Origin of the sequence: Paenibacillus sp. FSL R7-0216, from assembly GCF_037969915.1 — a bacterium.
Lineage (GTDB): Bacteria > Bacillota > Bacilli > Paenibacillales > Paenibacillaceae > Fontibacillus > Fontibacillus rhizolycopersici.
The window spans coordinates 3,314,708-3,339,787 of the sequence record NZ_CP150222.1; the positions used below are offsets into that span (position 1 = coordinate 3,314,708).

The 25,080-nt window shown below is 50.7% G+C and carries 30 protein-coding genes and 2 tRNA genes; 16 read left to right on the forward strand and 16 right to left on the reverse strand.

Going from position 1 to position 25,080, the window contains the following annotated elements; all coding sequences use genetic code 11:
- Positions 1-7: 7 nt before the first annotated feature.
- The 4 genes from MKZ15_RS15125 to MKZ15_RS15140 are packed head-to-tail and all read right to left on the reverse strand — an operon-like array spanning position 8 to position 3,945.
- Positions 8-823, reverse strand: coding sequence for an HAD family hydrolase (locus MKZ15_RS15125; protein WP_336244922.1), 816 nt, complete (start codon positions 821-823; stop codon positions 8-10).
- On the reverse strand, positions 798-2,162 hold the full coding sequence (locus MKZ15_RS15130) for an ABC transporter substrate-binding protein (RefSeq protein WP_339816726.1): 1,365 nt from the start codon (positions 2,160-2,162) through the stop codon (positions 798-800). The genes MKZ15_RS15125 and MKZ15_RS15130 overlap by 26 nt, the downstream gene beginning before the upstream one ends.
- 37 nt (positions 2,163-2,199) lie before the next feature.
- Positions 2,200-3,042: a carbohydrate ABC transporter permease gene (locus MKZ15_RS15135; RefSeq protein ID WP_339816727.1), complete on the reverse strand. Its 843-nt coding sequence runs from the start codon at positions 3,040-3,042 to the stop codon at positions 2,200-2,202.
- A gap of 18 nt (positions 3,043-3,060) precedes the next feature.
- Positions 3,061-3,945, reverse strand: coding sequence for a sugar ABC transporter permease (locus tag MKZ15_RS15140; RefSeq protein WP_213622580.1), 885 nt, complete (start codon positions 3,943-3,945; stop codon positions 3,061-3,063).
- Positions 3,946-4,149: 204 nt separating this feature from the next.
- On the opposite strand from MKZ15_RS15140, the gene MKZ15_RS15145 reads away from it, so the two are divergent.
- From MKZ15_RS15145 to MKZ15_RS15160, 4 genes are all read left to right on the forward strand, one after another.
- Positions 4,150-4,695 carry a transcriptional regulator gene (locus MKZ15_RS15145; protein ID WP_155608788.1) on the forward strand — a complete coding sequence of 182 codons (546 nt, stop codon included), beginning with the start codon at positions 4,150-4,152 and terminating at the stop codon, positions 4,693-4,695.
- A 117-nt stretch (positions 4,696-4,812) separates the two neighbouring features.
- Entirely contained in the window at positions 4,813-5,577 is a 765-nt protein-coding gene (locus MKZ15_RS15150; protein ID WP_339816728.1) for a polysaccharide deacetylase family protein, read from the forward strand.
- Between the two features lie 55 nt (positions 5,578-5,632).
- Positions 5,633-5,815 (forward strand): hypothetical protein, encoded by a 183-nt coding sequence (locus MKZ15_RS15155; RefSeq protein ID WP_155608762.1) that lies wholly within the window; start codon positions 5,633-5,635, stop codon positions 5,813-5,815.
- Positions 5,816-6,003: 188 nt separating this feature from the next.
- On the forward strand, positions 6,004-6,543 hold the full coding sequence (locus tag MKZ15_RS15160) for a DoxX family protein (RefSeq protein WP_339816729.1): 540 nt from the start codon (positions 6,004-6,006) through the stop codon (positions 6,541-6,543).
- A gap of 47 nt (positions 6,544-6,590) precedes the next feature.
- On the opposite strand, the gene MKZ15_RS15165 is transcribed toward MKZ15_RS15160, so the two are convergent.
- A complete protein-coding gene (locus tag MKZ15_RS15165; RefSeq protein WP_339816730.1) occupies positions 6,591-7,199 on the reverse strand; it encodes a phosphatase PAP2 family protein in 609 nt (202 codons plus the stop codon).
- Positions 7,200-7,429: 230 nt separating this feature from the next.
- Here MKZ15_RS15165 and MKZ15_RS15170 point away from each other — a divergent pair, with 230 nt between their 5' ends.
- Both MKZ15_RS15170 and MKZ15_RS15175 read left to right on the forward strand, forming a co-directional pair.
- On the forward strand, positions 7,430-8,323 hold the full coding sequence (locus MKZ15_RS15170; RefSeq protein ID WP_193416318.1) for a rhodanese-related sulfurtransferase: 894 nt from the start codon (positions 7,430-7,432) through the stop codon (positions 8,321-8,323).
- A 39-nt stretch (positions 8,324-8,362) separates the two neighbouring features.
- Positions 8,363-9,001 carry a metalloregulator ArsR/SmtB family transcription factor gene (locus tag MKZ15_RS15175; RefSeq protein ID WP_155607702.1) on the forward strand — a complete coding sequence of 213 codons (639 nt, stop codon included), beginning with the start codon at positions 8,363-8,365 and terminating at the stop codon, positions 8,999-9,001.
- A gap of 33 nt (positions 9,002-9,034) precedes the next feature.
- Here MKZ15_RS15175 and MKZ15_RS15180 read toward each other — a convergent pair whose 3' ends face one another.
- Positions 9,035-9,286 (reverse strand): DUF1450 domain-containing protein, encoded by a 252-nt coding sequence (locus tag MKZ15_RS15180; RefSeq protein ID WP_193416319.1) that lies wholly within the window; start codon positions 9,284-9,286, stop codon positions 9,035-9,037.
- A gap of 194 nt (positions 9,287-9,480) precedes the next feature.
- On the opposite strand from MKZ15_RS15180, the gene MKZ15_RS15185 reads away from it, so the two are divergent.
- A complete protein-coding gene (locus MKZ15_RS15185; protein WP_339816732.1) occupies positions 9,481-10,098 on the forward strand; it encodes a superoxide dismutase in 618 nt (205 codons plus the stop codon).
- Between the two features lie 117 nt (positions 10,099-10,215).
- Here the strand turns inward: MKZ15_RS15185 and MKZ15_RS15190 are convergent, their stop codons facing one another.
- Positions 10,216-11,241, reverse strand: coding sequence for a LacI family DNA-binding transcriptional regulator (locus tag MKZ15_RS15190; protein ID WP_339816735.1), 1,026 nt, complete (start codon positions 11,239-11,241; stop codon positions 10,216-10,218).
- A 117-nt stretch (positions 11,242-11,358) separates the two neighbouring features.
- Here MKZ15_RS15190 and MKZ15_RS15195 point away from each other — a divergent pair, with 117 nt between their 5' ends.
- Both MKZ15_RS15195 and manA read left to right on the forward strand, forming a co-directional pair.
- Positions 11,359-12,273 (forward strand): ROK family protein, encoded by a 915-nt coding sequence (locus MKZ15_RS15195; protein WP_155607705.1) that lies wholly within the window; start codon positions 11,359-11,361, stop codon positions 12,271-12,273.
- 26 nt (positions 12,274-12,299) lie between these two features.
- Positions 12,300-13,247 (forward strand): mannose-6-phosphate isomerase, class I, encoded by a 948-nt coding sequence (gene manA, locus MKZ15_RS15200; RefSeq protein ID WP_339816737.1) that lies wholly within the window; start codon positions 12,300-12,302, stop codon positions 13,245-13,247.
- Positions 13,248-13,328: 81 nt separating this feature from the next.
- Here manA and MKZ15_RS15205 read toward each other — a convergent pair whose 3' ends face one another.
- From MKZ15_RS15205 to MKZ15_RS15225, 5 genes are all read right to left on the reverse strand, one after another.
- Complete coding sequence (locus MKZ15_RS15205) at positions 13,329-13,853, reverse strand: DinB family protein (protein WP_155607707.1); 525 nt, start codon at positions 13,851-13,853, stop codon at positions 13,329-13,331.
- A gap of 48 nt (positions 13,854-13,901) precedes the next feature.
- On the reverse strand, positions 13,902-14,117 hold the full coding sequence (locus MKZ15_RS15210; protein WP_339816739.1) for a DUF3006 domain-containing protein: 216 nt from the start codon (positions 14,115-14,117) through the stop codon (positions 13,902-13,904).
- A gap of 8 nt (positions 14,118-14,125) precedes the next feature.
- Entirely contained in the window at positions 14,126-15,031 is a 906-nt protein-coding gene (locus MKZ15_RS15215) for a ComEC/Rec2 family competence protein (protein WP_339816740.1), read from the reverse strand.
- 135 nt (positions 15,032-15,166) lie between these two features.
- Entirely contained in the window at positions 15,167-17,449 is a 2,283-nt protein-coding gene (locus MKZ15_RS15220) for an Ig-like domain-containing protein (protein WP_339816742.1), read from the reverse strand.
- A 172-nt stretch (positions 17,450-17,621) separates the two neighbouring features.
- Positions 17,622-17,707, reverse strand: a tRNA-Leu gene (locus MKZ15_RS15225).
- Between the two features lie 165 nt (positions 17,708-17,872).
- Here MKZ15_RS15225 and MKZ15_RS15230 point away from each other — a divergent pair.
- The 5 genes from MKZ15_RS15230 to MKZ15_RS15250 all read left to right on the forward strand — a co-directional run bounded on the left by MKZ15_RS15230 (position 17,873) and on the right by MKZ15_RS15250 (position 20,321).
- Complete coding sequence (locus MKZ15_RS15230) at positions 17,873-18,076, forward strand: hypothetical protein (protein WP_155607711.1); 204 nt, start codon at positions 17,873-17,875, stop codon at positions 18,074-18,076.
- Between the two features lie 67 nt (positions 18,077-18,143).
- The gene (locus tag MKZ15_RS15235) at positions 18,144-18,806 is read left to right on the forward strand and encodes an S-layer homology domain-containing protein (RefSeq protein ID WP_339816744.1); all 663 of its coding nucleotides are present in this window, start codon (positions 18,144-18,146) and stop codon (positions 18,804-18,806) included.
- Positions 18,807-19,070: 264 nt separating this feature from the next.
- Entirely contained in the window at positions 19,071-19,229 is a 159-nt protein-coding gene (locus MKZ15_RS15240; RefSeq protein ID WP_204801116.1) for an aspartyl-phosphate phosphatase Spo0E family protein, read from the forward strand.
- A gap of 268 nt (positions 19,230-19,497) precedes the next feature.
- Positions 19,498-19,875: a YkvA family protein gene (locus MKZ15_RS15245; protein WP_213622590.1), complete on the forward strand. Its 378-nt coding sequence runs from the start codon at positions 19,498-19,500 to the stop codon at positions 19,873-19,875.
- A 137-nt stretch (positions 19,876-20,012) separates the two neighbouring features.
- Complete coding sequence (locus MKZ15_RS15250) at positions 20,013-20,321, forward strand: SH3 domain-containing protein (RefSeq protein WP_155607715.1); 309 nt, start codon at positions 20,013-20,015, stop codon at positions 20,319-20,321.
- Between the two features lie 153 nt (positions 20,322-20,474).
- Here the strand turns inward: MKZ15_RS15250 and MKZ15_RS15255 are convergent.
- The 3 genes from MKZ15_RS15255 to MKZ15_RS15265 form a co-directional block, all read right to left on the reverse strand.
- A tRNA-Met gene (locus tag MKZ15_RS15255) sits at positions 20,475-20,538 on the reverse strand.
- Between the two features lie 259 nt (positions 20,539-20,797).
- Positions 20,798-21,130, reverse strand: coding sequence for a YolD-like family protein (locus tag MKZ15_RS15260; protein WP_339816748.1), 333 nt, complete (start codon positions 21,128-21,130; stop codon positions 20,798-20,800).
- Positions 21,127-22,398 carry a DNA polymerase IV gene (locus MKZ15_RS15265; RefSeq protein ID WP_339822438.1) on the reverse strand — a complete coding sequence of 424 codons (1,272 nt, stop codon included), beginning with the start codon at positions 22,396-22,398 and terminating at the stop codon, positions 21,127-21,129. Before MKZ15_RS15265 ends, MKZ15_RS15260 begins: the two co-directional genes overlap by 4 nt.
- A gap of 183 nt (positions 22,399-22,581) precedes the next feature.
- Between MKZ15_RS15265 and MKZ15_RS15270 the strand changes: the two genes are divergently transcribed.
- Both MKZ15_RS15270 and MKZ15_RS15275 read left to right on the forward strand, forming a co-directional pair.
- On the forward strand, positions 22,582-23,385 hold the full coding sequence (locus tag MKZ15_RS15270; protein WP_339816749.1) for a hypothetical protein: 804 nt from the start codon (positions 22,582-22,584) through the stop codon (positions 23,383-23,385).
- A 71-nt stretch (positions 23,386-23,456) separates the two neighbouring features.
- Complete coding sequence (locus tag MKZ15_RS15275; protein WP_339816750.1) at positions 23,457-24,317, forward strand: ATP-dependent DNA ligase; 861 nt, start codon at positions 23,457-23,459, stop codon at positions 24,315-24,317.
- Here MKZ15_RS15275 and MKZ15_RS15280 read toward each other — a convergent pair.
- Entirely contained in the window at positions 24,310-25,080 is a 771-nt protein-coding gene (locus tag MKZ15_RS15280; protein ID WP_339816751.1) for an FRG domain-containing protein, read from the reverse strand. The genes MKZ15_RS15275 and MKZ15_RS15280 overlap by 8 nt on opposite strands.

The window sequence follows — 25,080 nt, forward strand, 5'->3', positions numbered from 1 at the left end:
TCCGGAATTACCGAACTTCCCCGAGCCGGAGCTCGCGATAACTGGTCATCACGACATCCGCCGACGGGAAGCCCTCCTTCCCCGACGTATGACCCTCATCCAAGGCGATGGCCGCAGCCGCCCCGGCGGAGCGAGCCATCTGCATATCGCCGTCCGTATCGCCAATGACGGCTACCCGAGCCGCCTCCACACCAAGTTCACGGCAAGCTAACTCCACCATGTCCGGAAAAGGCTTCCCCCAGTTCACCCGATCCGCGCCAACACATACGGAGAAATAGGGGCGAATCCCGAGCCATTCCAGATGTTTCTCCGCCGCCGCCGTTTCATCGGAGGTGACAATCCCAAGGCGGAGCCCCGCCTGACCGCATTGCTCCAAGAACGGCAGCACTTCTGGCAGCAGCCGAGCCGTGCGAGAACCCTCAAGTGCTTCGTCCGCGGCCACGCGACTCTGCGCCGCCAGCACCTTTGCTTCCGCCCAGGAGAGGCCTGCCTTGTAACCTTCCATTGCCAGCAGCGTCAGCAGATCATCCACCGTGCCCATCGACAACGGACTGTTCCGATCATACCCGGAGATCTGCCCTTCCGCGTCGTAGCTGATTCCCCAGACCTGCAACTGATCGGCAGATAGCGGCGATCGTTGCCGTTTCATCAATTCGGAGGAAAAATGGGCGAGCAACCGCTCGCCCCACCTTCCCCACGTATAGATAAAATCCATCAACGTTCCGTCTTTATCGAACAATATCGCATCGACCCTAAACTTGATTCCTGCGACATCTAATGTTGCCGCGGAGGTACGATTATTTCCGAATTCGGTCGAGTTCACGCTGCGCCGTCTCCTTCGCTTCCTTCAGCGCTTCGGCTGCCGGAGTATTGCTGATCTGTACCTTGTCGGCAGCGATTTTCAGCGCGTCCGTAATCTTCCCGCCCGTTGGATCCTGGAACGGTTTCGAGGCATGCGTCGCCTGCTTCAGCGGCACGGTCGCCTGCGGGTTTTGCTCGCTGTAGGCTACGAACTCCGGATCGTTCAGCGCGGATTGACGAACCGCGATATAACCGGTGTTCATCGACCAGAATGCGGTATTCTCCGGGCTCATGAAGAAGCTGTACCATTTCATCGCTGCTTGTTGCTGCTCGGGGCTGGCGGCTGCCGGAATACCTGCCATGATCGCCTGGGCGACTGGCTTTCCTGCACCGATCCCTTCCCAGCCCGGCTGTTCCATAGCCGCCACGATATTAAAATCGAGGTCGCCTTGGTCGCCGCTGGAACCGGTGTACCCCGCCGCTTGGCCTTTCATCACGTCGTCGATCGTTTTGTACCAATACTCCCAGCCTTGGCCGCCGGAATGGATACGCATGATTTTGTCTTCATGGATCCATTTTCGGAATGATTCCCAGGTATCCACCCATTCCGGGGAATCGATCAACACCGTGTTGCCATCCTCACTAAGGATTTTACCGCCTTTGCCATACACGGCGTCCATCATGTTCTCCGCGCCCCACATCGGCTCCCAGCCGTAGAACACGGTTTTGCCGCCTTCCTTGACCGTCATTTTTGCTGCGGCATCGGCAAGCGCCTCCCAGGTGGTCAAATCTTCGGCTTTAAGGCCGCTCTTCTCGAGGGCATCCTTCCGGTAATACATCACTTGCGTCGTACCGTACATCGGCAGGAAAAATTGTTGGCCGTCGACTTTCCCTTGCTCCAGGAACGTCTGCACGACATCCTCCGGATGGAAATCCGGCGAGGCGGCGATCAACTCGTCCAGCGGTGCGTAATACCCTTTGCGTGCCCAGTCTACGTTGGACGACAGAACGGCGGCCGGCACGGTGCCGGCGGCGATGGCCGCTTGCAGCTTTTGTTCCGTTTCGCTGTAATCGGCTTGCACGACCGGCTTCACGATGACATCTTGCTGCGAGCTGTTGAACTTGTCAATGAGGGCTTGCATATTTTCGCCTAGCTTGCCGCCAAGACCATACCAAAACTCGATCGTTACCGGTTCTACCGATTGCGCTTGGTCTCCGGCATTCGCCGCATTCCCCGCCGGCGCAGCCTGAGCGGGATCGGCCGTATTCCCCGCCGCACCGGAACCCCCGCCGCAAGCACTGATTACGAGGAAGATACAAGTCATTAACAATCCGAACCACGATTTTTTCCAATTCGACATTTCATAACCTCCATAAATGGTTTTCAGTTTCGTTCTCTCATCCTTTACTAGCACCTGCGGACAAATTGACGCTTTGCATGATCGTTTTCTGGGTCAACGCGAACAACGCGAGCAAAGGCGCGATCGTGAAGGCGCTGGCGGCCATGATCAACGGCCACTTCAGCCCGTAAGCACCCCCTTCCACGAAGAAGCTGCGCAGACCGGCCGAAACAAGCTGCAGGTGTTGGCTTTTGGTGATCAGCATCGGCCAGAAGTAGTTGTTGTACTGCTCGATAAAGGTAATCAGTCCGAGTACCGCAAAGGAGGAGCGTGTCAACGGCAGCAGAATCGTCCAAAGGATACGGAAATGCGACGCCCCGTCAATTTGCCCGGCCTCCACCAGCTCATGCGAGATTTGCAGGAAAGCTTGCCGGATCAGGAAGATTGAAAACACGCTCACGCAGTTGGAGAAGATCAACCCGGCATAGGAATCCAGCAAGCCCAGCCGGCCCAAGACGATATAACCCGGGAGGTACACCGCGGTGCTCGGCACCATGTACCCGACCAGAACCAATGCGGTAAACGCCCCTTTCAGGCGAAATTTCATATGGGTCAGGGCGTAGGCCATCATTCCTGAATTCGCAACCTGGATGGCTACGATGGCCGCAGCGACGAAGATACTATTGTACATGTACCGCTCAAATGGAGCGGCGACCCAAGCCTCGGCGAATTGTCCCCATTTCGGACTGTGCGGCCAGAGCGTCGGTGGAAACTGCCAGATCTCATCATTGCTCTTCAACGCGCTGGTCGCCATCCAGTAGAACGGAAACGCCATGATCAGCGATACCGCCGCCAACAAGACATGGCGAATGGCGGTGCCCCATTTTTCGATCCCTTGCATGGTTTAGTCCCCTTTCTTCTATGAAGAGTAATGAACGGTACGCCGCCCTACCCAGAACGACAGCAGCGATAATCCAACGCACCCGACGATAAGCGTGATCGCCACCGAAGAGGCTTGCCCGATTTGAAACGCGTCGAAGGCGGACTGATAATAGAGGTAGAGTAACGTGCGTGTCGAACCGGCCGGCCCGCCTTGCGTCAGCACATTGATTTGGTCGTACGCCTGCAGAGCCTGAATCAGTTGAACAATCACCAGGAAAAAGGTTGTCGGCGAAATCAGCGGCCATGTCACGTTCCAGAACTTGTGCCAGCGGCTTGCGCCGTCGAGCTCGGCCGCTTGCAGCAGCTCTGTGGGCACGCTGCGCAGCGCCACGAGATAGAAGATCATCCCCCAACCGGCCGATTTCCAGACGGTAACGAGTAGGACACCCACGAGCGCCCAGTTAGGATCCTCCAGCCAACGAATACCTTCGATCCCGAAACTTTTCAGCAACGTATTGGCTAGGCCCACCTCGGGCTCGAAAATCCAGGACCAAACAATCGAAACAGCCACTGTCGGCGTCACCCAAGGGGAGAACATCAGCATCCGGTAGACGGATCCGCCCTTCATGTTCCGGTTGAGCAGCAAGGCCAGCCCTAAGCCGAATACAACGACGGGCAGTACGCTGCCTGCGCAAAATAACGCAGTGACCCGGAGCGACTGATAAAACGACGGATCCGTAAACAGGTCGCGATAATTTTGCAGTCCGACGAACAACTTATCGGGGCTCATGAAATCCCATTCCGTGAAACTGAGATAGATGATGTACCCCAACGGATAAAACCAAAACAACGTCAGCGGAACCATCGCCGGGAGCGTAAACAACAAGGCCCGGACATCTTCCACCCAAAGCGAACGTTTCATGGATCCTCCTTTTGTTCCATTCAGTAATCATTGAATATTTGTTATAATGGTAGATGAATCACGTTAATAATCTCTTGTGTTCAATATTTATTGTACGTTCGTTTTGCGTTTATTGGGTTATCTCTGCGTGAAGCGGCGATTAATTTTGTGTAAAATTTTTCGAGGCAGGTAGGTGTGAAGGTGAAGAAGCCAACGTCGGGGAAAATGCCGGAACCGCAAAATTTCCGGGAAGAGCTTCGCGCCAAGGTCATTGATGCGATTGCGCAAACGATGGACCTCTACGGCGTAAATTACTCCTATGGGCAGCTGTACGGCATCCTATTTTTTGAGGATCGGCCCATGACGCTAGAGGAAATGCAACAGAGCATGAACATGAGCAAAAGCAATATGAGCTATGCCGTCCGCTCACTTGTCGATTCGAAGATGGTGAGCAAATTGGACGAAAAAGACGCCCGCAAAGATCTGTATGCCGCGGAAACCGATTTTTTCAAAGCGTTTCAGGCCTTTTTTGCGACGAAGCTGCAACGAGAAATCGATGTCATGCGCGGAGCTCTCGACTCCGTCATTCCGCCGCTCTCGGAGACCATTCTGGAGATGGAGACCTCCGAGGAAGAGCGGAAGCGGTGCCTGGAGGATCTGCACAAGCTGAAGCATGCCACAAGCTATTACGAGTGGCTGCAGCAGTTCGTCGACCGACTGCAGAGCGGCGATTTTTTTGAAAGAGAGGACGATTCTCCCGTACAAGGATAAAAGTGCCGGAGATCAGCCACACTAAACGGACAGCGCCGACCGCCGGGAACAAGAGTTTTCTTGCTGGCTGGGCTGGACAATCTCTTTAAGTTTAGTTGATGGAGGCACGCAGAAACGATGTTAAAAAACAAACTGGGGGCAGCGCTCGCTATCGCCCTCTCGGCTTCGCTTCTCACCCCTGCCGTGGAGGCATCTTCCCCGGCCCAGGGCAAGGAAAGGAGCTACTACGAGGAACGCGGGGACATTGTTTGGGAAGTGCCAATGCAGGAAAAATACATCGCCTTGACGTTTGACGACGGGCCGGATGAGCATCAAACCCCGAAAATCCTTGAACTTCTGGAGCAGTACCAAGCGAAAGCGACCTTTTTCGTCGTTGGCGACCGCGTCAAACGTTTCCCCGAAATCGTTAGATTGGAACAAGCCGGGGGGCATGAAATCGGCAACCACTCCTATCACCATCCTTCCTTTCACCGGTTGGCTTTAAAGACCTTAACGGAAGAGTTGGCGATGACCCAGCAGGCCGTATTAGAGACAACCGGAAGCAAACCGGTCCTCTTCCGTCCACCAGGCGGTTACTATAATGAAGCCATCGTCGAGTTAACCAAAGATAACGACCTGAAGATGATCCTCTGGTCTTGGCATCAAGATACAAAGGATTGGGCAACGCCCGGCGTTTACAAGATCGTCCGCAAGGTACTAAATAACGCACGAAACGGCGACATTATCCTCATGCATGATTACGTGCATAACAGTACGCAAACCATCGAGGCGCTAAAGGTTATTTTGCCTGAACTCCAAAGCCGGGGATATCGGTTCGTTACCGTCTCTGAACTGCTGACCCATAAGGTCACGCCGGATCATCATATCAAGGTCAATCATTAGCTTGGAAAACGAGCCGTTTGCGATCCTATCCTAATTCAGAAAGGAGCAAGAACGAGTGGACAAGATGCAGGAACAGGACACCCTGCCGCCTGGAAAAGGTTCCGGTGTCGATCCGATTCCCGTACCCAAACACCCCACCTCAGCTACGGAGAACCTCGAGGATCTCGTTGGCGAAATGATGGAGGAATGGTCGGAGACGCTGACAGGCAAGGATCCGGGCAAAGAACAAGCCAAATAACGAACGTACGAATTCGCAGCAAGGTGGGAGCAAATCCACCTTGCTGTTTTATTTAAATTTTATTTTCTCAATTTTTAATATATGTGATTTAAATCACATATATAGTGAAAAAAATCACATATAATAAAGACATCAAAGATGATCATCCGAAAAACAAAATCGAACGACAAACCAAAGGAGTGGGAATCATGTTTAACAATTTCCTTAGAACAAACAAAGTGGCAATGTGGCTCTTGACCGTCATCCGCGTTTACCTCGGCTATCAATGGATCGAAGCCGGCTATCATAAACTGACCGGCGGCTTCGACGCCGCAGGCTTCCTGACCGGAGCGATTGCGAACAGCACCGGTGACCATCCCGCCGTACAAGGCTGGTGGGCGACCTTCCTGCAACACTTCGCCCTGCCGAACGTCGACCTCTTCAACGTGATGGTGCCTTACGGCGAATTCCTGGTCGGCATCGGGCTCATTCTCGGTACCTTCACCACCTTCGCCGCGTTGATGGGCTTCGTGATGAACGCCGCGTTCCTCTTCTCGGGTACGGTAAGCACCAACGCGCAAATGTTGATTCTTGAAGTGCTGGTCCTCGTCGCCGCCGCCAACGCCGGCAAAATCGGCCTCGACACCTACGTACTTCCTTACCTCCGCAAACTGTTTCATAAGAAAGACGATGCCGGTACGCAAACCCCGGCGGCTAAACAACCGCTAAACGTCAAACGCCCGGCGTAACGGCCGCGTGAATGAAAGAGGGCCTTCCATTTGGAAGGCCCTCTTCTTTATTTGCGGCGCCGCCGTACGGCCCCCCATGAGCAAACCTCGGCGATCACCGCTCCTGCCAGGAAGCCGCCGACGATATCGCTGGCATAATGTACGCCTAAATACAAGCGACTGACCCCGATCAGTAAAATGATCAGCAGCACGATAACTGCCCATACGCGGTTCCCCGCCCTGCCGGAGCGCAGCAGCAACAGGGCAATCAGCCCGAAGAAAGCCGCGGAGATCATCGCATTTCCGCTGGGAAAGCTGTACCCATCCGGCACGACAAGATAGTCCCACAAGTCCGGACGTTCACGAGAGTACAAGGCTTTCAATCCTTTGTTGAGTAACCACCCACCCACCAAACTGACCGTCAGCCAAACTGCATAACGTCCGTTACGCAAGTATACCAGGGTCCAGACGAGAGTGAGCAACAGCACCACAACGAAACCGATCGTCGTCCCCAGCTCAGCAAGAGCTTTCACCGCAGGAGTCAAGCTATCGCTTCGCAGCCCATAGAAGAAATCCCCAATACTGCGGTCAATGGAGCGCAGCCCCTCCGTATGGATGAGCCCGCTCAGCACCGTAAACAAGACGGCCAGAAGGACCGGCCAAAACCATTTTTTCAAACCCGACTCTCCCCTCTCTCCAACATTCAACCGAATCCAAGTTATTTTACCGGGAATCTAGATTTGTCGGCAACCCTTATTTCAAATTTAATTCATTCTAGGGTCTGCAAGGAAAGAATATCCGCTAGACCTGCATTAATATACTTACTATACTTATATATTGACTAAGTTGGGAACCTTGAACTACAATGCAGTAGAATTCAACATAGAATAGATGGGTGATTAAATTAATGGAGCCACACGCTTACCGCGTATTATTATTTTATAAGTTTGTCCGGATCGAGGATCCTGCCGCCTTCACGGCCGAGCATCTGCAATACTGCAAAGAGCTGGGCCTCAAGGGACGCATCCTGATCGCCGCCGAGGGCATTAACGGAACATTGTCCGGTACGGTGGAGCAAACCGAGAAGTATATGAACGACCTCAGAACCAACCCGCTGTTCGCCGATATCGTGTTCAAGATCGACGAAGCGGAAGGCCATACTTTTAAGAAAATGTTCGTTCGCCATAAAGAAGAGCTGGTCACCTTCCGTTACGAGGAGGAGCTTGACCCGAACGTCATCAGCGGCAAACGCCTCTCCCCTGCCGAATTTTACGAGCAGCTGCAACAAGATGATGTGATCGTTCTGGACGGGCGCAACGATTATGAATACGACATCGGCCATTTTCGCGGAGCGATTCGGCCAGAGATCGATTCCTTCCGCGAGTTTCCGGAATGGATCCGGCAGAATCTTGGCGATCACAAAGATAAGAAGATTTTGACTTACTGCACCGGGGGCATCCGCTGCGAGAAGCTGACCGGCTTCCTGTTAAATGAAGGTTTTAACGACGTCGCCCAACTGGAGGGCGGGATTGTGACTTACGGTAAAGACCCGCAGGTCAACGGACGTTTGTTTGACGGCAAATGTTATGTCTTTGACGAACGAATCTCCGTGCCGATCAACCGCACAGACGAGGATATCGTAATCGCTAGCTGTTTCCACTGCGGCATAACGCATGACCGGTACATTAACTGTCCTGTGTGCAACCTTCAGTATGTATGCTGCGAGGATTGCGAAGACGAGCATCACGGCTTCTGTTCGGATGCATGCCGGGAGGCAGCCCTCGCTGTCCCGCAAAGCTAAGAATTGCCGGAACCTATCACCCGAGAGGGAGTGTCACGCATGAACACGAACAAAGACCTTTCTACCCGCGAGCGGATTCTTCATCTAATGAAAACCGCTGGACCTCTTAGCGCGAAAGAGCTCACGACAGAGCTGCAGATTACGGAAATGGCCGTACGCCGGCATCTCGGAACGATGGAGCGCGACGGGCTGATCGAGTCGAAGATGATCCGGCAAACGCAGGGCCGGCCAACGGCGGTGTATGGATTAACAGAGCTGGCCGAGGGGATTTTTCCAAAAAAATATCATTCGCTCACCCTGGACCTGCTGGATGAACTGGCCGAGGAAAGCGGCGAAGGAATGGTGGATCGCCTATTTGACCGGCGCAAGGAGAAGCTGAGCCGTAAATACATGGCCGACATGCAAGGCAAATCGCTAACCGAAAAAGTGCGCACGCTCTCGGAAATCCAGAATGATAACGGCTATATGACGGAGCTTGAGCAGAACGATCGCGGCGAATACGTGCTCATGGAGCATAACTGCCCGATCTCACAAATCGCCAATCGTTACAACCATGCCTGCGACTGCGAGCTGAATTTGTTCGAATCCTTGCTGGACGCCGACGTCGAGCGCACGGAATGCTTGGCCCAGCAAGGGAAGAAATGCGTATATGTAATCCGTCAGCGAAACCGCGAATAGAAAAAAAGCAGCCCTTGGGCTGCTTTTTCTACGTTATATGTCATAGACGTTTAATTCGTCCTCAATGGCTTGCTTAACGAGCCGGATACATTCCTCCGTTGTCTTGGCGGCAACCCGTTTGCCGTTAACCAGCGCATACGGTCTAAGCTTGCATAAGCCGCATAAACTAAGACAGTCCTGGCGCATCACGGCAATTTCCGGATAATCCTCCTCCAGTTGCTCCAGCTCAAGCGCGCTCATCAGGTTGCTATCGCACACTTCAACGATCACAATGCCCAAACCCATGACGTCTTTCACCCCAAACTTGTCGATAACTCTGCTTGAACCATCATTATGAGGATACCAAAATCATTTGTCAATGCTTGCGAATCATTTAACATACTTAACATACATTTATGTTGACTAAGTCAGCATCCAGATCTATAATTAGATTTGTCGGAATTACTATTACATATCGGAGAAGAAAGGATTGATTTGGAATGGCACATCAATTGCCTGCTTTGCCTTACCCGAACAATGCACTTGAGCCTCATATTGATGAAACAACGATGATGATTCACCATGATCGTCACCATAATACGTACGTTACGAACCTGAATGCAGCTTTGGAGTCCGCTCCGGAACTGCAATCCAAATCCGTTGAAGAGCTGATCGCTGAACTGGACAGCGTTCCGGAAGGCATCCGCACCGCAGTTCGCAACAATGGCGGCGGTCACGCGAACCACTCCCTGTTCTGGGAAACGATCGGACCTAACGGCGGCGGCCAACCTTCTGGCAAGCTGGCTGAAGCGATCAACGGCGAGCTCGGCGGCTTCGACAAATTTAAGGAAGACTTCTCCAAAGCTGCGACAACTCGTTTCGGCAGCGGCTGGGCGTTCCTGGCCGTAGACGGCAGCGGTAAATTGTCCGTATACAGCTTGCCGAACCAAGACTCCCCGATCATGGAAGGCAAAACGCCAATCCTTGGTTTGGACGTATGGGAGCACGCTTATTATCTGAAATATCAAAACAAACGTCCTGACTACATCGCCGCTTTCTTTAACGTTATCAACTGGTCTGAAGTAGAGAAACGTTACGAAGCAGCGTTGAACAAATAAGTGGGAATGTGGGCTAAGCGCCTGCGTGACTAAGAAAGGGTGTCCCGATGGACCGGTTAACCGGCTCCCTGGGGCACCCTTTTTTTATCCATCGACTCCATGCCTGCTCCCGGCTCCTCATGACCTCCAGACCACCGACTCGCGCACCACCAACGTCGGCTGGACCTGCCAATGAATCGCTTCCCGGGTACGGCCAAGCTCCGACAAGAGCAGACTGATCGCCGCGTCGCACATACGCTCCTTCTCCACCCGCATCGTCGTCATGTTGAGCCCTTCGCCGTTCACGTAAGGCAAATCGTCAAACCCGGCGATCGAAACGTCCTCCGGCAATCGCTGGTTTCTCTCCTTCAACAAGCCCGCAAGCAAATAAGCAATCCGGTCATTGCTGCAAAAGAACGCCGTCGGCCATTCGCCGAGCCCCTCCAAAAAGGCATCCATTTCCGCCGTGGTGTAATCATACCCCCGAGAGATCGTTAAGCAATCCGCGTCTCGGATAGCAAGCCCCTGCTCCTTCATTGCCTTCTCATACCCAAACCAGCGCTCCTCATGACTGGTCGACAAGTTCGTTGGCCCGATGAAGCCGATTCGCTTGTGACCGGCTTCAATCAAATGTGTTACCGCAGCGTGAGCTCCTTCCAGATTGGCCGAAGTGACCGCCGGACAAGGCAGGTCGCGGTAATAGGAATCCATTAGCACAAGCGGTGTATCCATTTCCCAAATACGCACGGCATAAGCCCGATCCGTGATGCCAAATAAAATTACCCCACGATACGGAATATCGGCAAACGGTCCAGGCAAAGAAAGCGACGTTTCCGTCTCGCGATCAAGTGGAGTTATGACGGCGTTAAAGCCTTTTTTACGGGCACTCCGTTCCAAACCCCAGATCATATCGTGAAAAAACTGAAAGTGATCATTATCCTGATAACTCATGATTCGCTCGGGAACGAGCACCAGAATGTTGGCCTTTCCGCTTTCTTGGGGAGCATAGGGTCCATAGCCCATCTCCCTGGCGGTTTGCTGCACGAGGCGGCGCATCTCCTCGCTGACCCCCTTTTTATTCATCAGCGCAAGCGACACCGCATTTTTGGAAATCTGGAGGTGATCAGCGATATCCTGCATGGATATTTTCTTTTTGCGGCCCATTCTTTTCATTCCTTTCGAATCATGCTACACTTAGCCTACATCCTACTTTACAAATACGGTTTTTGTCAAGTTTGTCAAGTTATTAATGAATCTTCACTTCCACAGGAGGTATGAACGTTGAGTTATGCAATAGGTATCGACATCGGCGGCACCAAAACCGCCATTGGGCTTGTTGGCGCAGACGGCGAGGTTCGCGCCAAGGTTTCCTTGCCGACCGATCAGACAGTAACGCCGGAGGTGATGGTCGACCGAATGGCTGCTGCCATCCAGGACATCCTTACCGCACAAGGTATTACGGAAGCCGAGCTCTTGGGAATCGGGGTTGGGGCCCCGGGACCGTTGAATACGAAGGAAGGGAAGATAGCCGAACCGCCGAATTTGCGAAGCTGGTGGAACTTCCCTGTCGTCGCCTCGCTGGCGCGCCATTTCAGCCGCCCGATACGGCTGGAGAATGACGCTACTGCCGCTGCTTTGGCCGAGAAATGGCTGGGAGCTGCTAAGGATGCCGAACACTTCGTATTTATCACGATCAGCACGGGGATCGGCGCCGGGATCTACTCCCACGGCAAACTCATTACCGGCGCTTCCGGCAATGCCGGCGACGTCGGGCATTTCGTCGTTGATCCCTCGGCCGGCACCTGTGTATGCGGGCAAAAAGGATGCTGGGAATACGTCGCCTCCGGCACGGCGGTCGCGAGACAAGCCTCGGCCTTGCTCGGCCGGGAAGTTTCCTCGAAGGAAGCTTTTGATTTGGCGGCGGCCGGGAATACTTCGATTCAGGAGCTCGTCGCCAAGGTGTTTGAGAACATCGGCGTAGGCTGCGTAACTCTGATCAACACCTTTGATCCAGAGAAGCTGGTCATTGGCGGCGGCGTCTCTCAAGTCGGTGCTCCCATGTTTGACGCGGTGCGGGACTATGTGTCCAAGTACGCGCTGAACCCTTCGGGTCGTCAAACACCTATCGTCCCTGCCGCGCTGCACCAAGATGCCGGCTTAATTGGCGCCGCTGCATTAGTTCACATTTCATATTGATCTATAGATAAAGGAGTGCGAAATCCATGAATGAACCGATTTTTCTACAGCCGATTTTTCAAGAACGCATTTGGGGCGGAACGAAATTAAGAGACCTGTTCGGCTACGACATCCCAAATGACCGTACCGGCGAATGCTGGGCCGTATCCGCTCATCCCAACGGACAAAGCGTTGTTCAGAACGGACCACACCAAGGTATGAAGCTGGGGGATTTGTGGACCTCGCATCCGGAGCTGTTCCGCTCCACGTCCAACGTATTCCCGCTCCTGACGAAGCTGCTTGACGCCTCCGACGATTTGTCGGTACAGGTACATCCGGACGACGAATATGCCGGCCAACACGAAAACGGCGAGCTCGGCAAAACCGAATGCTGGTACATCGTGGATGCCGAACCGGGATCTGTGATCATTTACGGTCATGAGGCAAAAACGAAGGAAGAACTCGTCACGATGATCGAAAACGGCGACTGGGACCATTTCCTGACCAAAGTACCGGTAAAGCCGGGCGACTTCTTCTACGTCCCTAGCGGTACTCTACACGCGCTTGGCAAAGGCATCGTGGTGCTCGAAACGCAGCAAAGCTCGGATACGACATACCGCGTTTATGATTACGATCGCCGCGATAAGAACGGCAACACCCGCGAGCTGCATCTGGAGAAAGCGATTGATGTCACCACCGTACCGCAAGCCTATGTTCCGGCATCCTACGCAACCTCAACTAATGGCGCGCTGACGGTCACCTCCTTCGTCTCCAACTCCTTCTTTACCGTGGAAAAATGGAACGTTTCCGGCGGGGAAACCGAAGTTCAAGCAAACGAGAAATATACGATCTTCAGCGTACTCGCTGGCAGCGGTACGTTGACAGCAGGCGGACAAAGCTACGACTTGGCCAAAGGTGAGCACTTCATCCTCCCGGCCGGCTTTGGCCCCTACCGCTTAAGCGGAGAGCTGGAAATGATCATGTCTCACGAATAATCCCGATTCAAAACAAACGGACGGAAGCTACCATCCTCAGGATGGCTGATCCCGTCCGTTTTTGCGTTTAGGTCCGCCTGTTTAAGCTTGGGCTTGGGTATAGCGTTCGCTCAAAATCCGTGTATGGTGCTGTGCATGCCCCGCGAGAATGTAGGCGAAGGCACGAGCGGAGGCAGGTCCGCCGGCGGCGGTTCCCGTGCGGGCCCATGCAGCGTCGTCCAACTGGCGAGCCAATACCAGCGTGGCTTCCCGCACGATCTCAAAGCCGCGCAGCAGTTCCTCTAGAGACAGCCGATCAAACCCGGCATGACGGGCGTACAATTCCTCGTCGAATCCTGCAAGCGGCGTCGTGTCGCCGCGAGCGATCCGCAGCATCCGATAACTCATGATCCGCTCCGTATCGGCCATGTGGCCCAGCACTTCCTTGACGCTCCATTTCCCTTCGGCGTACCGATAGTTGGCCTGCGCTTCGCTGGCTCCGCCCCATTCCTTGCGCAATTGCTTCGTCTGCGACTCCAGAAAGGCAAGCAGATCGCCTTCTGGCACTTCGTTAATGTAGGGTGCAAAATGCTCCGCGTATTCCCCTGTTTGCGGTCTAGTCAACATTTACTTCATTCCTCCTCTTATTTTAAGATTACTGGTAAAGATTAAGCGTTATTCTTCTTCCCACACTTCTTCCATTAAGGCGTGGATTTGGCGGGTCCTCCGTTCGGTTTCCTTCTTGCTGGAAACCCATTTCTCGCCATCCCATTCCACAACGTCCCCCGGCTTGACCGAAGGATCAACCTGAGATCTCGGGATGTTCCGGAGTTTCTCGCCTGACTCCAGGATGCAGACTTCGCCTTCAAAACCTTCAACGATATGGAGCATCCCCATTCCTACCTTTCCGTTATAATTTGATATTCTTTACCATCACTGACGATCTCCACAGTACCCTGTAGATCGTTGCGATACACTTCCACCTTCTGTTTGGCTAGTCGGTCCAAGATCGTCTTCGTCGGATGCCCATAGGAATTGTCGCCCACTTGGATCACCGCGTACTTTGGTTTAACCGCGTTCAAGAACCGTGCCGTGGTTGACGATTTTGAGCCATGGTGACCTACTAGCAGGACATCGGCGTGAAGGTTCGCTCCTGATTCGAGCATCGCCCGTTCGCTTTCGGATTCCGCATCTCCGGTCAGTAGAAACGAGGTATCGCCATAGGTCACCTTAACGACAGCGCTCATATTGTTGTTGTCGTCGGTTGACGTTGCCGGGGCGAGCATCTTCACTTGTACCTGTTCGTCCCATGCCAGATCCAATCCGGCCTTGGCCGTCTTGACCTTCAATCCTTTGTTGCGAATCGAAATCAACAACGATTCAAACGTCTTCGTGTTGGACTGAACCTTCGGCATATACACCTGGCCAATGTCCACGCGATCAATCACCCGATCCAAACCGCCAATATGATCCGCATCCGGATGCGTCCCGATCACGAGATCCAGGTGGCGTACCCCATAAGCCTGCAGATAGCCTAGCATCTCATCTTCCTTGTCATTGTTGCCGGCATCGATGAGCATCGTGTGCCCGGAGGGGCTGATCAGCAACTGTGAAGCGCCTTGTCCGACATCCAGGAATAGGACGCGAAGTTGACCTTCGTCCTGCTCTTTGGAAATCCATGACGCGTTCTCCCCCGGTTGTCCCCCAGCCGCCTCCCAGCCTCCCAGCGAGCAACCCGTAATCAGAACGCAGAACCAAAGCAGGTATCCCCAAACTAACGTCCTTCTTGTCTTCTGTCTAATCATAGATGATCGTCCTCTTCCCAGAACATTTGTTCCAATTATAGGGGAAGCCCTAGCCTAAAATCAACCAAAACTTGCTAACTCGCAAAAAAAGAGCCCGCCTTTACGAAGGCAGACTCTTGGAAAAAACGATCTACATTACTTTACCGAAACGCTAACCGTCACCGTTTTGCCGCCGTATTGCGCTTTGATGGAAGCAGAGCCTTTCGCTACCGCTTCAATCTTGCCGGCCGACACTTTGGCAACATTCGTCTTCGAGCTCGTCCAGTTGGCGCTGCCGGTCACGGAGACTACTTTACCGTTATCATAAGTAGCCGTGAGCACGAGCGTTTTAGCCGATCCTGGAGCCAACTGCAGTTTTTTCTCGCTAACCTCCAGTTTCATCAGCTTCGGAATCACGTTCACCTTCACGGTTACCGTTTGGCCTTGGTAAGAGCCGGTCAATGTCACCGAACCCTCAGCAATGGCCTTCACCGAAGAGGAAGAAACCGTAGCGATATTCTCGTCGGAGGAAACCCAGCCCATTTTGGAGGAGAGGGTTACCTTTTTGCCGTCCGTGTAATACCCCGTTACCTTAATCGATTTCGATTTCTTGATATTCAGCTCGAACGATTGTGGCTCCACAACAATCTTGGTAATTTTCGGTTCGATGGTCACGGAAAAGCTGACCGTTTTGTTCTCAAAAGTCGCTTTCAGCGTAGCGGAGCCTTTGCTGAGACCTTTGAGCTTCTTCCCGTCTACCGTCGTCTTCAACACTGCATTGGAACCCGATACCGTCCACTCTACACCCGTCGGATTCGCTTGCTCTACCCCGTTTTCGTAGACAGCCGTGATTTGCGGCAGAGCAGTTTCCGTCCCGATGACGATACTCAACGAATCTTCCGAAGCGAGCAAGGTTAATACCTTTTCCTTTACGCTCACCTTAACCTCGACGGTCGTCCCCCGAATCGGGAAGCTCGCGTTTGGCGTCAGTCCTATTCCGGCTTCCGTAAGCTTCCCGGTTAACGTTACCTCGGCGGATACTACCGAATCATCCAATTCTTTCGTAACGATTTTCCCGTCTTCCACAATCGCGATATTCTCTTGACTTGAGGTCCAAGTGATTGCATTGCTCAGATCAACGGTTTCTCCGTCCAACTTCGTGCCCGTGACTTTCGGCAAGCTGGCAGATCCCCCTAGATAAACGTCCATTTGGTCTTTCTCGACTTCTAGTTTGGTCACTGTAGGGAGTACCGTTAATTTCATACTCTTGCTTACGCCTTGGTAGCTGGCTTTAATCGTGGTCGTCCCCGTTGACTTGGCTGAAATTACACCTTTGTCGTCCACGGTGGCGATTAATTTATTGGAAGAAGACCAATCAGCGACATCGCTAACGTCCTGCGTTTCGTTCGCTTTGACGCGCACGCCGGCATCCATGGCCAGCGCTTCGCCGATAAACATCATTTGATCGCCGGATGGCGTCAACAGGATCGCCTCATAAGGAGCGCGCACATAAATATCAACTTTGACTTGCTCCCCCAGATACGATGCCGTAATCGTTGCTTTCCCCGTGGATACGATCTTGACCGTTCCGTCTTCCACCGTAGCTACGCCGTTGTCCGTCGAAGCCCAAGTCGCTTTATCCGAGACGTCGCTATTGGTGGTAGAATCGCTAGCCAACACTGTTTTGACCCGAAGCTTCACTTCCTTGTCGGCCATGATCAACTCAAGGTCTTCCTTCTCCTGAATCTCCGTGTCGGTTGTTCCAACCGTCTGATACAATTTCAAACCGGAGTACGGCGAAGTTACCTTAGCTTTAAAAGAAGCAGTGAGTCCGGCATATTTGGCCGTAATCGTGGCTTCCCCTGAACCGGTTAACGTGATTTGGCCTTTCTCAACGGTTAATACCCCAGCATTGGAGGAGGTCCATTCCGCATCGGCCGTAACATCCTTTGGTTCGATCGAGGCGTTGTCCACCTTCGCCTTAGCCGTAACGGTTAGATCCGATGCGGAACTGTCCAGGCTATATTTCCCGTCCAGTTTGTAATCCAAGGTTAACGCGGTGTAGGTGTCCGTAACCTTAATCGTGATCAACGATTTGGAACCGACTTGCGTTGACGGATTATTATAAGACGCCGTAACGGTAGCTGTGCCGCTCTTGAGCGCTGTCACCAAACCTTCGTCAACCTTGACGATACTCGCGTCGGAAGTGGTCCAAACCACGGTGCTGGTCACGTCCTTCTTTGAGGTGGACCCCTCTACCGAAGCCGAAACCTTGAGCTGTTTCGTTTTACCCACGCCAAGTTCGATGGTCGTATTTTCTCCATCGATCGCAATGGAGTTGATGTCCCCCGTTGCCGCAAACACGCCCGTCGGAACCATTACCGAAAGGAGCAGCGTCAAGACGAGCATCCAATACGTCATTTTCCTGTTAGCAATCATTGATTTCTCTCCTTTATCTTCATTGCTAAATTACCGGAACCTTTTTCCAGCCCTCTGGGTTTTATATCGACATTTGGTACATATTTCGTAACGTTTTCTGGCGAAAATAATCCTTTTTTCCTATAAAAAAAGAGCGCATTCGTTTATCGAATACGCTCTTTCTTGTTCTAGATGCCGAGGACGGGGGTCGAACCCGTACGATGGTCACCCATCGCAGGATTTTAAGTCCTGTGCGTCTGCCTATTCCGCCACCCCGGCACGTCAAGAAAAATCCCGTATTTATGATTATATACAGATTTCGAATCAAATTCAACCAAAAATCTGGACCAGCCTTTTCCGATAAACTATTCGATTGGGATTTATGATAAGTTAGTTGTAGCACGTTGATCGGCTCGAATTTCAGGAAAGGTGAGGTTTGGTTTCATGCATGAATTAAAAATGGCGGTTACTCTCGGCCATCAAGTGGTCGTTCAGCTCCATGATGGACAAATGATGACGGGACTGCCTAAATGGGGTTCCGCACCAGACAAAGTACAGCTGCGAACAACAGAAGGAGCTGTGTGGGTTCAGCTTGACGAAATCAATCATGTGACGCGAATCATCCCGTTTGGAAAATCTTTCGGATAGTTTGCAACATTTTCAGTAAGCTCTCGTCTAGTAGTTGTCAAAAATAACAAGACGAGGTGATGACCCCATGTTTAAACGTAATTTAGCCCTGTTGTCCGCCACTGCCATTCTGAGTCTGTCGCTTGCCGGAGAAAGCTTTGCCGCCGCAGGCGCCTTTAAAGACGTAAGCCACTCCACCGCCAAAGATAGTATATCTGTACTGCAGGCTAAAGGAATCGTTCGCGGCGTCGGCGCCGACAGTTTTCTGCCGGACGACCAATTGACCACCAGCCAAGGCGTTCAGCTCATCGTTAACCTGCTGGGGTTGGAGCTCAAAACGGAGGTCAACCAGGGAGCAAGCGACTACTTTACTAACGTCAAGGAAGATGCTTGGTATGCCCCGGCGTTCGTGATCGCGAAAAATAGCGGTTTTGATCTGGAAGCAGCCGTGAATCCGGACAAGCCGATGACGCGTGAGGAATTTACCCATCAGCTGATTTTGGCGATGGAGGAGCATGGCAATTTGCCAAAGATCAATATTAAACCGATCGAATTTACCGATGACGACCAGCTCACCGTTTCGTATCAGGGAACCGTTCAGCGTGCGCTCGTGCTGGGGATCGCCAAGCTGGATGAGAACAAGCAATTCCATCCGGGGGATCAAATCACCCGGGCCGAGGCCGCCGTACTGACTTACAACGCGGTCGAATATTTGGCTGCTCACCCTGCGCCGACTCAAGATAGCAAATAATCGCATCGCTTTCGCCGATAAAGGACCGCCCACCCGCGGTCCTTTTCTGCCTTTCGAGAAACCTTCAATTTTAATAAAATTCACTGAATCGACAGTTTTTTGCATATTATCTCAGGATTTAGGGAGGATTTACAAAAACGGACATAGAAAGTATAGTTACCACTTTAGCCTGGTGCGGACAGATATAAAGTGGGATCCGCAGGACGGTCGCCAGTGCACAGCGGACGTATACAATAGATACTTCAATTCTGGGAGTTGTTCGCCTTGGATCTTATCCTCAAAATTGAAGAGCTCCGGATGGAACTAAACAGACTCGCCGGAAGCAAACGTCTGGTCGATAGGGAACTGGTCATGGTAAGTCAACGACTGGACGAGTTGCTCAACGAATACCATCGATTGGTGATCCAAAAGCAAGTCAAATGATTCAGGGAGCCGCGGAAGCGGCTCCTTTTTTCATCAGGATGCGTTCTGGCGAATGGATGAGGCTTGGAAAGTTAGAGGTAGCGCGGAACCTAGCAAGTCCTATCTGGAATCCATGAGATTCAAGGGGTTCGTTTCTATGATCCTCGGAGGGTATTTTCTAATTTGGGCACTGCTAGTGATCTTTCTATAATACTGGATGGGTCTTATCGTTATGCAAACCTCAGCGCCGCATGGTAACATGAAGAAAAAAGCACACGGGAGTAGCGGAATGATTCAAAAAATTAGGACGTGGGCAAGAAAACTGAAAAAAAAGATCTTCTTGCTTTATTTTGCCTATCAGGATCGTCGGACGCCTTGGTATGCCAAAATTTTTGCCGTTTGCGTCGTCGCCTATGCCTTCAGTCCAATTGATTTGATACCCGATTTTATCCCTGTATTAGGGTATCTGGATGATGTGATACTCATTCCGCTCGGTATTGCGATCGCTTTAAGAATGATCCCCGAGTCCGTGATCCGAGAATATGAAGCCATTGCCGAAGAACGATTGAAGAAGGGCAAACCCAGAAACTGGTTCGCAGGAAGTCTCATCCTACTCGTATGGATCGTTGCGATCATTTGGATGATTTGTCTTGTTTATCGTCATTAGAGGTTAATATATTCCACGACAATCCAAAACATCTATATACATACCTTCCTTATTATGTTATGGTAAATTAAGGTTGGCCAACCTATTTTTTTGATAATATATGTTCCAAATTTCACATTCGAAGAGGAGGTTTTTCAATGAAAAAGATAGGAACAATGATCATTTTATCCATGTTCTTGCTTTTCCTTTCACCTTCTATCGCGCCCGTCCAACAAGCTCACGCCAGTGATGAGTGGACTGCGGTGGTAACAACCGATGGATCGAACTTGAATGTACGCAGCGGTCCAGGAACTAATTATTCCATAATAGGTAAATTCGCGAATGGAACTGTCGTCAATTATGGCGCTATAGACCCTATACCTTCTGCAGATTGGACTTATGTATGGGGCAAAGATATAAATGGCAAGTCAATATCAGGCTATTGTCACAATGACTATCTTCGTTGATTGAGCGAAAATGAAAGCCCAACTAACTTGAGTGTTAGTGGGGCTTTCATTTTTCCGACGGATCCGAGCCGGTGACGTTTCATCGAATATTCCCCAATCTTAATAACCACATAAAAAGAAACCCCCTTGATGATCAAGGGGGTTTCGCACGTATGGGCCCTACAGGACTCGAACCTGTGACCAATCGGTTATGAGCCGACCGCTCTAACCAACTGATTTAGAGGAAGTGTTAAAGTGGGTTTGTGTGTGTTTAAAAAACATTGATTTTATCGCCTTTTTACTGTATTTATTCAACTGAGTTTAAGTCAGTTTGTGACCATTTACGTGACCATTTTTATTTGGAGTCGAGTAATAACCGCGATCACACGTCCTTAGACTTAACCAAGTTCAGGATGTGCGACCCTCGAAGTTTCAGCAAATCCTGAACTTCGTCTTCAACTATTATATTTCTTCTTGTTTGCATCCGGCAACACTTCTTATATGCTGGCATAAACGATGTCCGATATCTTTACCCACTGCCACTCTCCATTCCCAGTAGATAGTTTAATCTCACGTAGATGAGTCTGAACGGTTACTACTCCCCCGCATAGTTCAGTATCTTCATACTCGCCCCAAATGCGAAGGGTGATCCGCCGGCGCTCCCGGAACGCCTCAGCGATCGCCCGCTCGATCAGCTCCACCTCCTGAGGATCCAGCTCAGGTCGCTGCTTCCTCCCCTCTTCGATCCGCTTGCGGATAATTGTTTCTTTATGCTCTGGCAGCATCATCCGGCTAGACTCCCAAAGACCGTTACCTTCCAGCTTTTTCATTTGAGATGACCTCCAATCAGTTGCGATCTCCGCAGTGCCTGGCCGGCCGTTGTAAGCGAAGAAGCCCGCAGTATTGCTGAGTCACCGAAACGACGTTTGATTTCATCGGTCGCTTTTTCAAGTGCCTGATACTTGGGTCGATCATCGAACAACGTGATCTGATATTCTTCAGCCCCCACCAACCCGGATAGAGAAACGCCAACCTGACGAATCGGCTCGCCGTTCCAATGTCGGCGGAACAGTTGTATCACCCCGTCGTACACCTGTTTGGTAACGTTGGTCGGATCGGGCAATTTCATTTGTCTCGAGAATCCAGTCGGGTGGTCAAAATCCGCCCCCCTGCAGCCAACGTTAACGACCCCACCCATAAAACCTAGCTCGCGGCAACGCATGCAAACAAGTTCCGTTAATTCGAGCAATACAACCTTTACCTCGTCTAGTTTGTAGTAGTCGCGTGGTAAGGTCATCATGTGCCCGACTGACTTTGGTGGGACTTGGTGCGTCCCCGGCTTTACGGGACTATCATCAATTCCGTTCGCAATCCGCCAATACATTTCGGCCTGTATGTCTGAGTTTTTGCCGAACTTCTGCCGCATCATCTGTTTCAACTTGCCTAAAGGAGTCTGAGCGACATTACCGATTGTGTGTAGCCCCATAGACATAAAATGCCGGTGCATCCGACTGCCGACCATAAACATATCGCTGACGGGTCGCGTCCAAAGTGTTTCTGGTAACATTTCTTTGGTCAAGGTGTATATGCCGGACGGATTTTTTTTGGCGTAATTATCACAGGCTGTCTTTGCAAGAATCTTTGTCTCGGCAATCCCAAAGCGGGTGCGGACCCCGCTGGTGGCCTGGACATGTGTCTGAATTATTCGGGCAAGTTCCTCCGGCGAATTGGCAAATAGATGCATTGACCCAGTTACATCAATAAATTGCTCGTCGATGCTGTACGGCTCGACCAGGTCTGTGTAGCTTTTGTAAATGTCCGTGATCTGCATCGAAACATTGATGTAAGTCTGCATCCGCGGCTTAATTACGACGAGATCGGGACATTTAGCTAAAGCCGTTCCCAGCGTCTCCGCCGTCGTCACCCCGAATCCTTTGGCGATCGGGCAGGCGGCAAGGATGATTCCCGATCGACGTTCCGGATCTCCAGCCACGACCAACGGACGGTCTTGGTACTGCGGGTTCTCAGCCTTCTCTACACTGGCATAAAAGGACTGGCAATCACCAAGCATGATAATACGCTTAGCTGATTTCACCATCATTCCTCCTCACAATAATACGAACGTTTGTTTGTATTATATGCGAATATATGTTCTTTATTCAATGAGAAAAATTCCCTCTAGGATTCGACTTCAATATGCATATATAGACAATTTTGTATGGACAAGTTCGAATAACATTAATATTATTTTTTTGTAAATAAAAATATTGGAGGAATAATTATGATGTTAAGTCGATCAATCAAGTTTGCCGTATCAATGTTGCTTCTCTTCTGTCTTTCATTTCAATTATCACCGTTATCACCATTAGTAAAAGCTGAGGAACAATATGTAGCCCTCTTAGATGGCAAACCTATTAAAGCTGGAACAAACCAAAATAATATCCTAGAAAGTACTACATTAATGACGGATAATGATGAGTCAACATTTCTTTCTTTTGCATACGTCCAGGATAGTGCAACAGCAAGGGACACGTTGATTTACGACTTTGATAAACCAACAGATATTAGCGCATATAAAATGCAGATTCTTAACTACAATGATGGGCCGATTAGCATGGTATTTTATGATAGTGAGGGTAACGAAATCGGAACCTTTTATCGGCAAATCCTTAAAGGTGATAGTGGGATCTACAATTTCCCACAAACATACACAAATGTTTCAAGAGTTTTTTTGGGTCACAGAGGATCTATTACATATAAAGTTGCAGAATTGAATTTATACCATACAATTACTGAACAGCCAGAACCAGAGCCAGAACCAAATCCTCAACCGCAACCATCTGGTGACCGGGCTATTTTAGTAGTCACGATGACGACTGGATTAGAAAAAGAATATGATCTTTCAATAAGCGAAGTAAATGCCTTCATTAATTGGTATGACGCAAAAGACGCCGGCGCTGGTCCATCCAAGTATGCAATTGATAAACACAATAACAACAAAGGGCCGTTTAGTAAGCGAACTGATTATGTGATCTTCAATAACATTCTGACGTTTGAAGTAAATGAATACCGCATGAGCGAATAGAAACCCGATTCCACAACTTACCGCCTCTCTCTCGAACAGCCGAGCGCTATAATCGATAGAGAGGTGTTTTTATGTTTATTGATCCGATGTTACTCGCAACAGCGCCGGGCCCGTTTAGTGACCCACGTTTCATTTATGAGCCCAAGATAGATGGCCACCGTTTATTATTTTCCCAGCAGGATGGCGTCGTCCGCTTATATACACGTCACAAAAACGACTGTACACACCAATATCCAGAGCTGCAGCTGCCGTTTGATCATGATGTGATTCTGGACGGCGAGGTCGCTTGTGTCGATCCAGTAACCGGAGTGTCTGATTTTGAGGCAGTCATGACGCGGTTTCAAGCAAAGCGAGCTGATAAAATCATGCGGCTCACCGGAGAGCTGCCGGCCTATTATGCCATATTTGATATCTTAATGTACCAGGGTCGTGACCTCCGCCGTTTGCTCCTAAGGGAACGTAAGGAGATACTCGCGAACTTAGCACTGCCGAGCCCCAGCTTTGGCGTCGTGCCGCACATAGTCGGTACCGGTGAGGCGCTTTTTGAGCAAATCAAGGCTCGAGGTATGGAGGGCATCGTCGGAAAGCGAATGGACAGTGTTTATGAAACCGGACGCCGGTCCAATAGCTGGCGTAAGGTGATCAACTGGACATATGCCGACGTGTATATCACTGGGTACAAAAAAGCGGAGTTTGGGTGGTTGGCAGGCGTTGCGGATGAGCGCGGAAGGGTATGTCCGGCCGGTATTATCGAATTTGGTGCGGAGCCGACGGAGCGGCAGGCGTTTTATGGGGTTGCTCAGCAGTTGGTAACCGGGGAGGATCGTGACTTTGTATTTGTGGAGCCGCGAATAAGAGCTCGCGTGAAAATGAGGAACTGGACTCGCGCGGGGAAGCTGCGGAGCCCGGTGTTCGAGCGGTTTATTATTTAGTATCACTGTAAATCACTCTAGAGGTAGAGTAAGCCCTATCTTTTTTCATACTACGAGATAAACCATCCATATCCGGAAATAGTGTGTGTTCAGTTACTCCAGACAAGTAAAGGAAATCTCCAACATCATCTTTAATGTCCTGAGTTAATTCTATTTTTACAAGGGCATCTTCCTTAACTAGTCTACCATAATGTTCTTGATCTAGAGGTACCCCTTTATTTCCTTGTAGAGTAAAAACACCTTGCTGGGCTATTAATCTGTTACTGTTTCTAATCGGAAAAAGGGCTACTGAATATTCGAAAAAACTCTCATCTTTATATAAAAAATCTTCATACGGGGCGCCCTCATATGGAATGTAATATAGCTGGTTATTTTTAGTCTTTAAATTCAATTCAAAAGGGTCAAGAATCCAAACACAAGCATTATTGTGGGAGTCCCAGTCCTTAAATGCAAAATAGAGAGCGACAGAAAATGATTCGGTCCAATCAAGCAGTCTTGTGGAAACACCATGATGCTGCATAAGATAAAGTAAGTTCCAATCTGTTTGGCTGTGGTGTGCATGTCCGTTATGTAAAAATTCTCTGTAATAGGCCCGTTCATGATTGATTATAGTACTTATTTCATGAGAGTTTCGATTTCTAAATAGACCGGAACTTAACTGGTAGTCGGTATTAGAGTGGCCTCTAAACCATGGCATCCTAATCTGACTGCAGATATCGTCAACTCGGTTAAGAATGTTTATCCATTTGTTTGAGAATGCCAT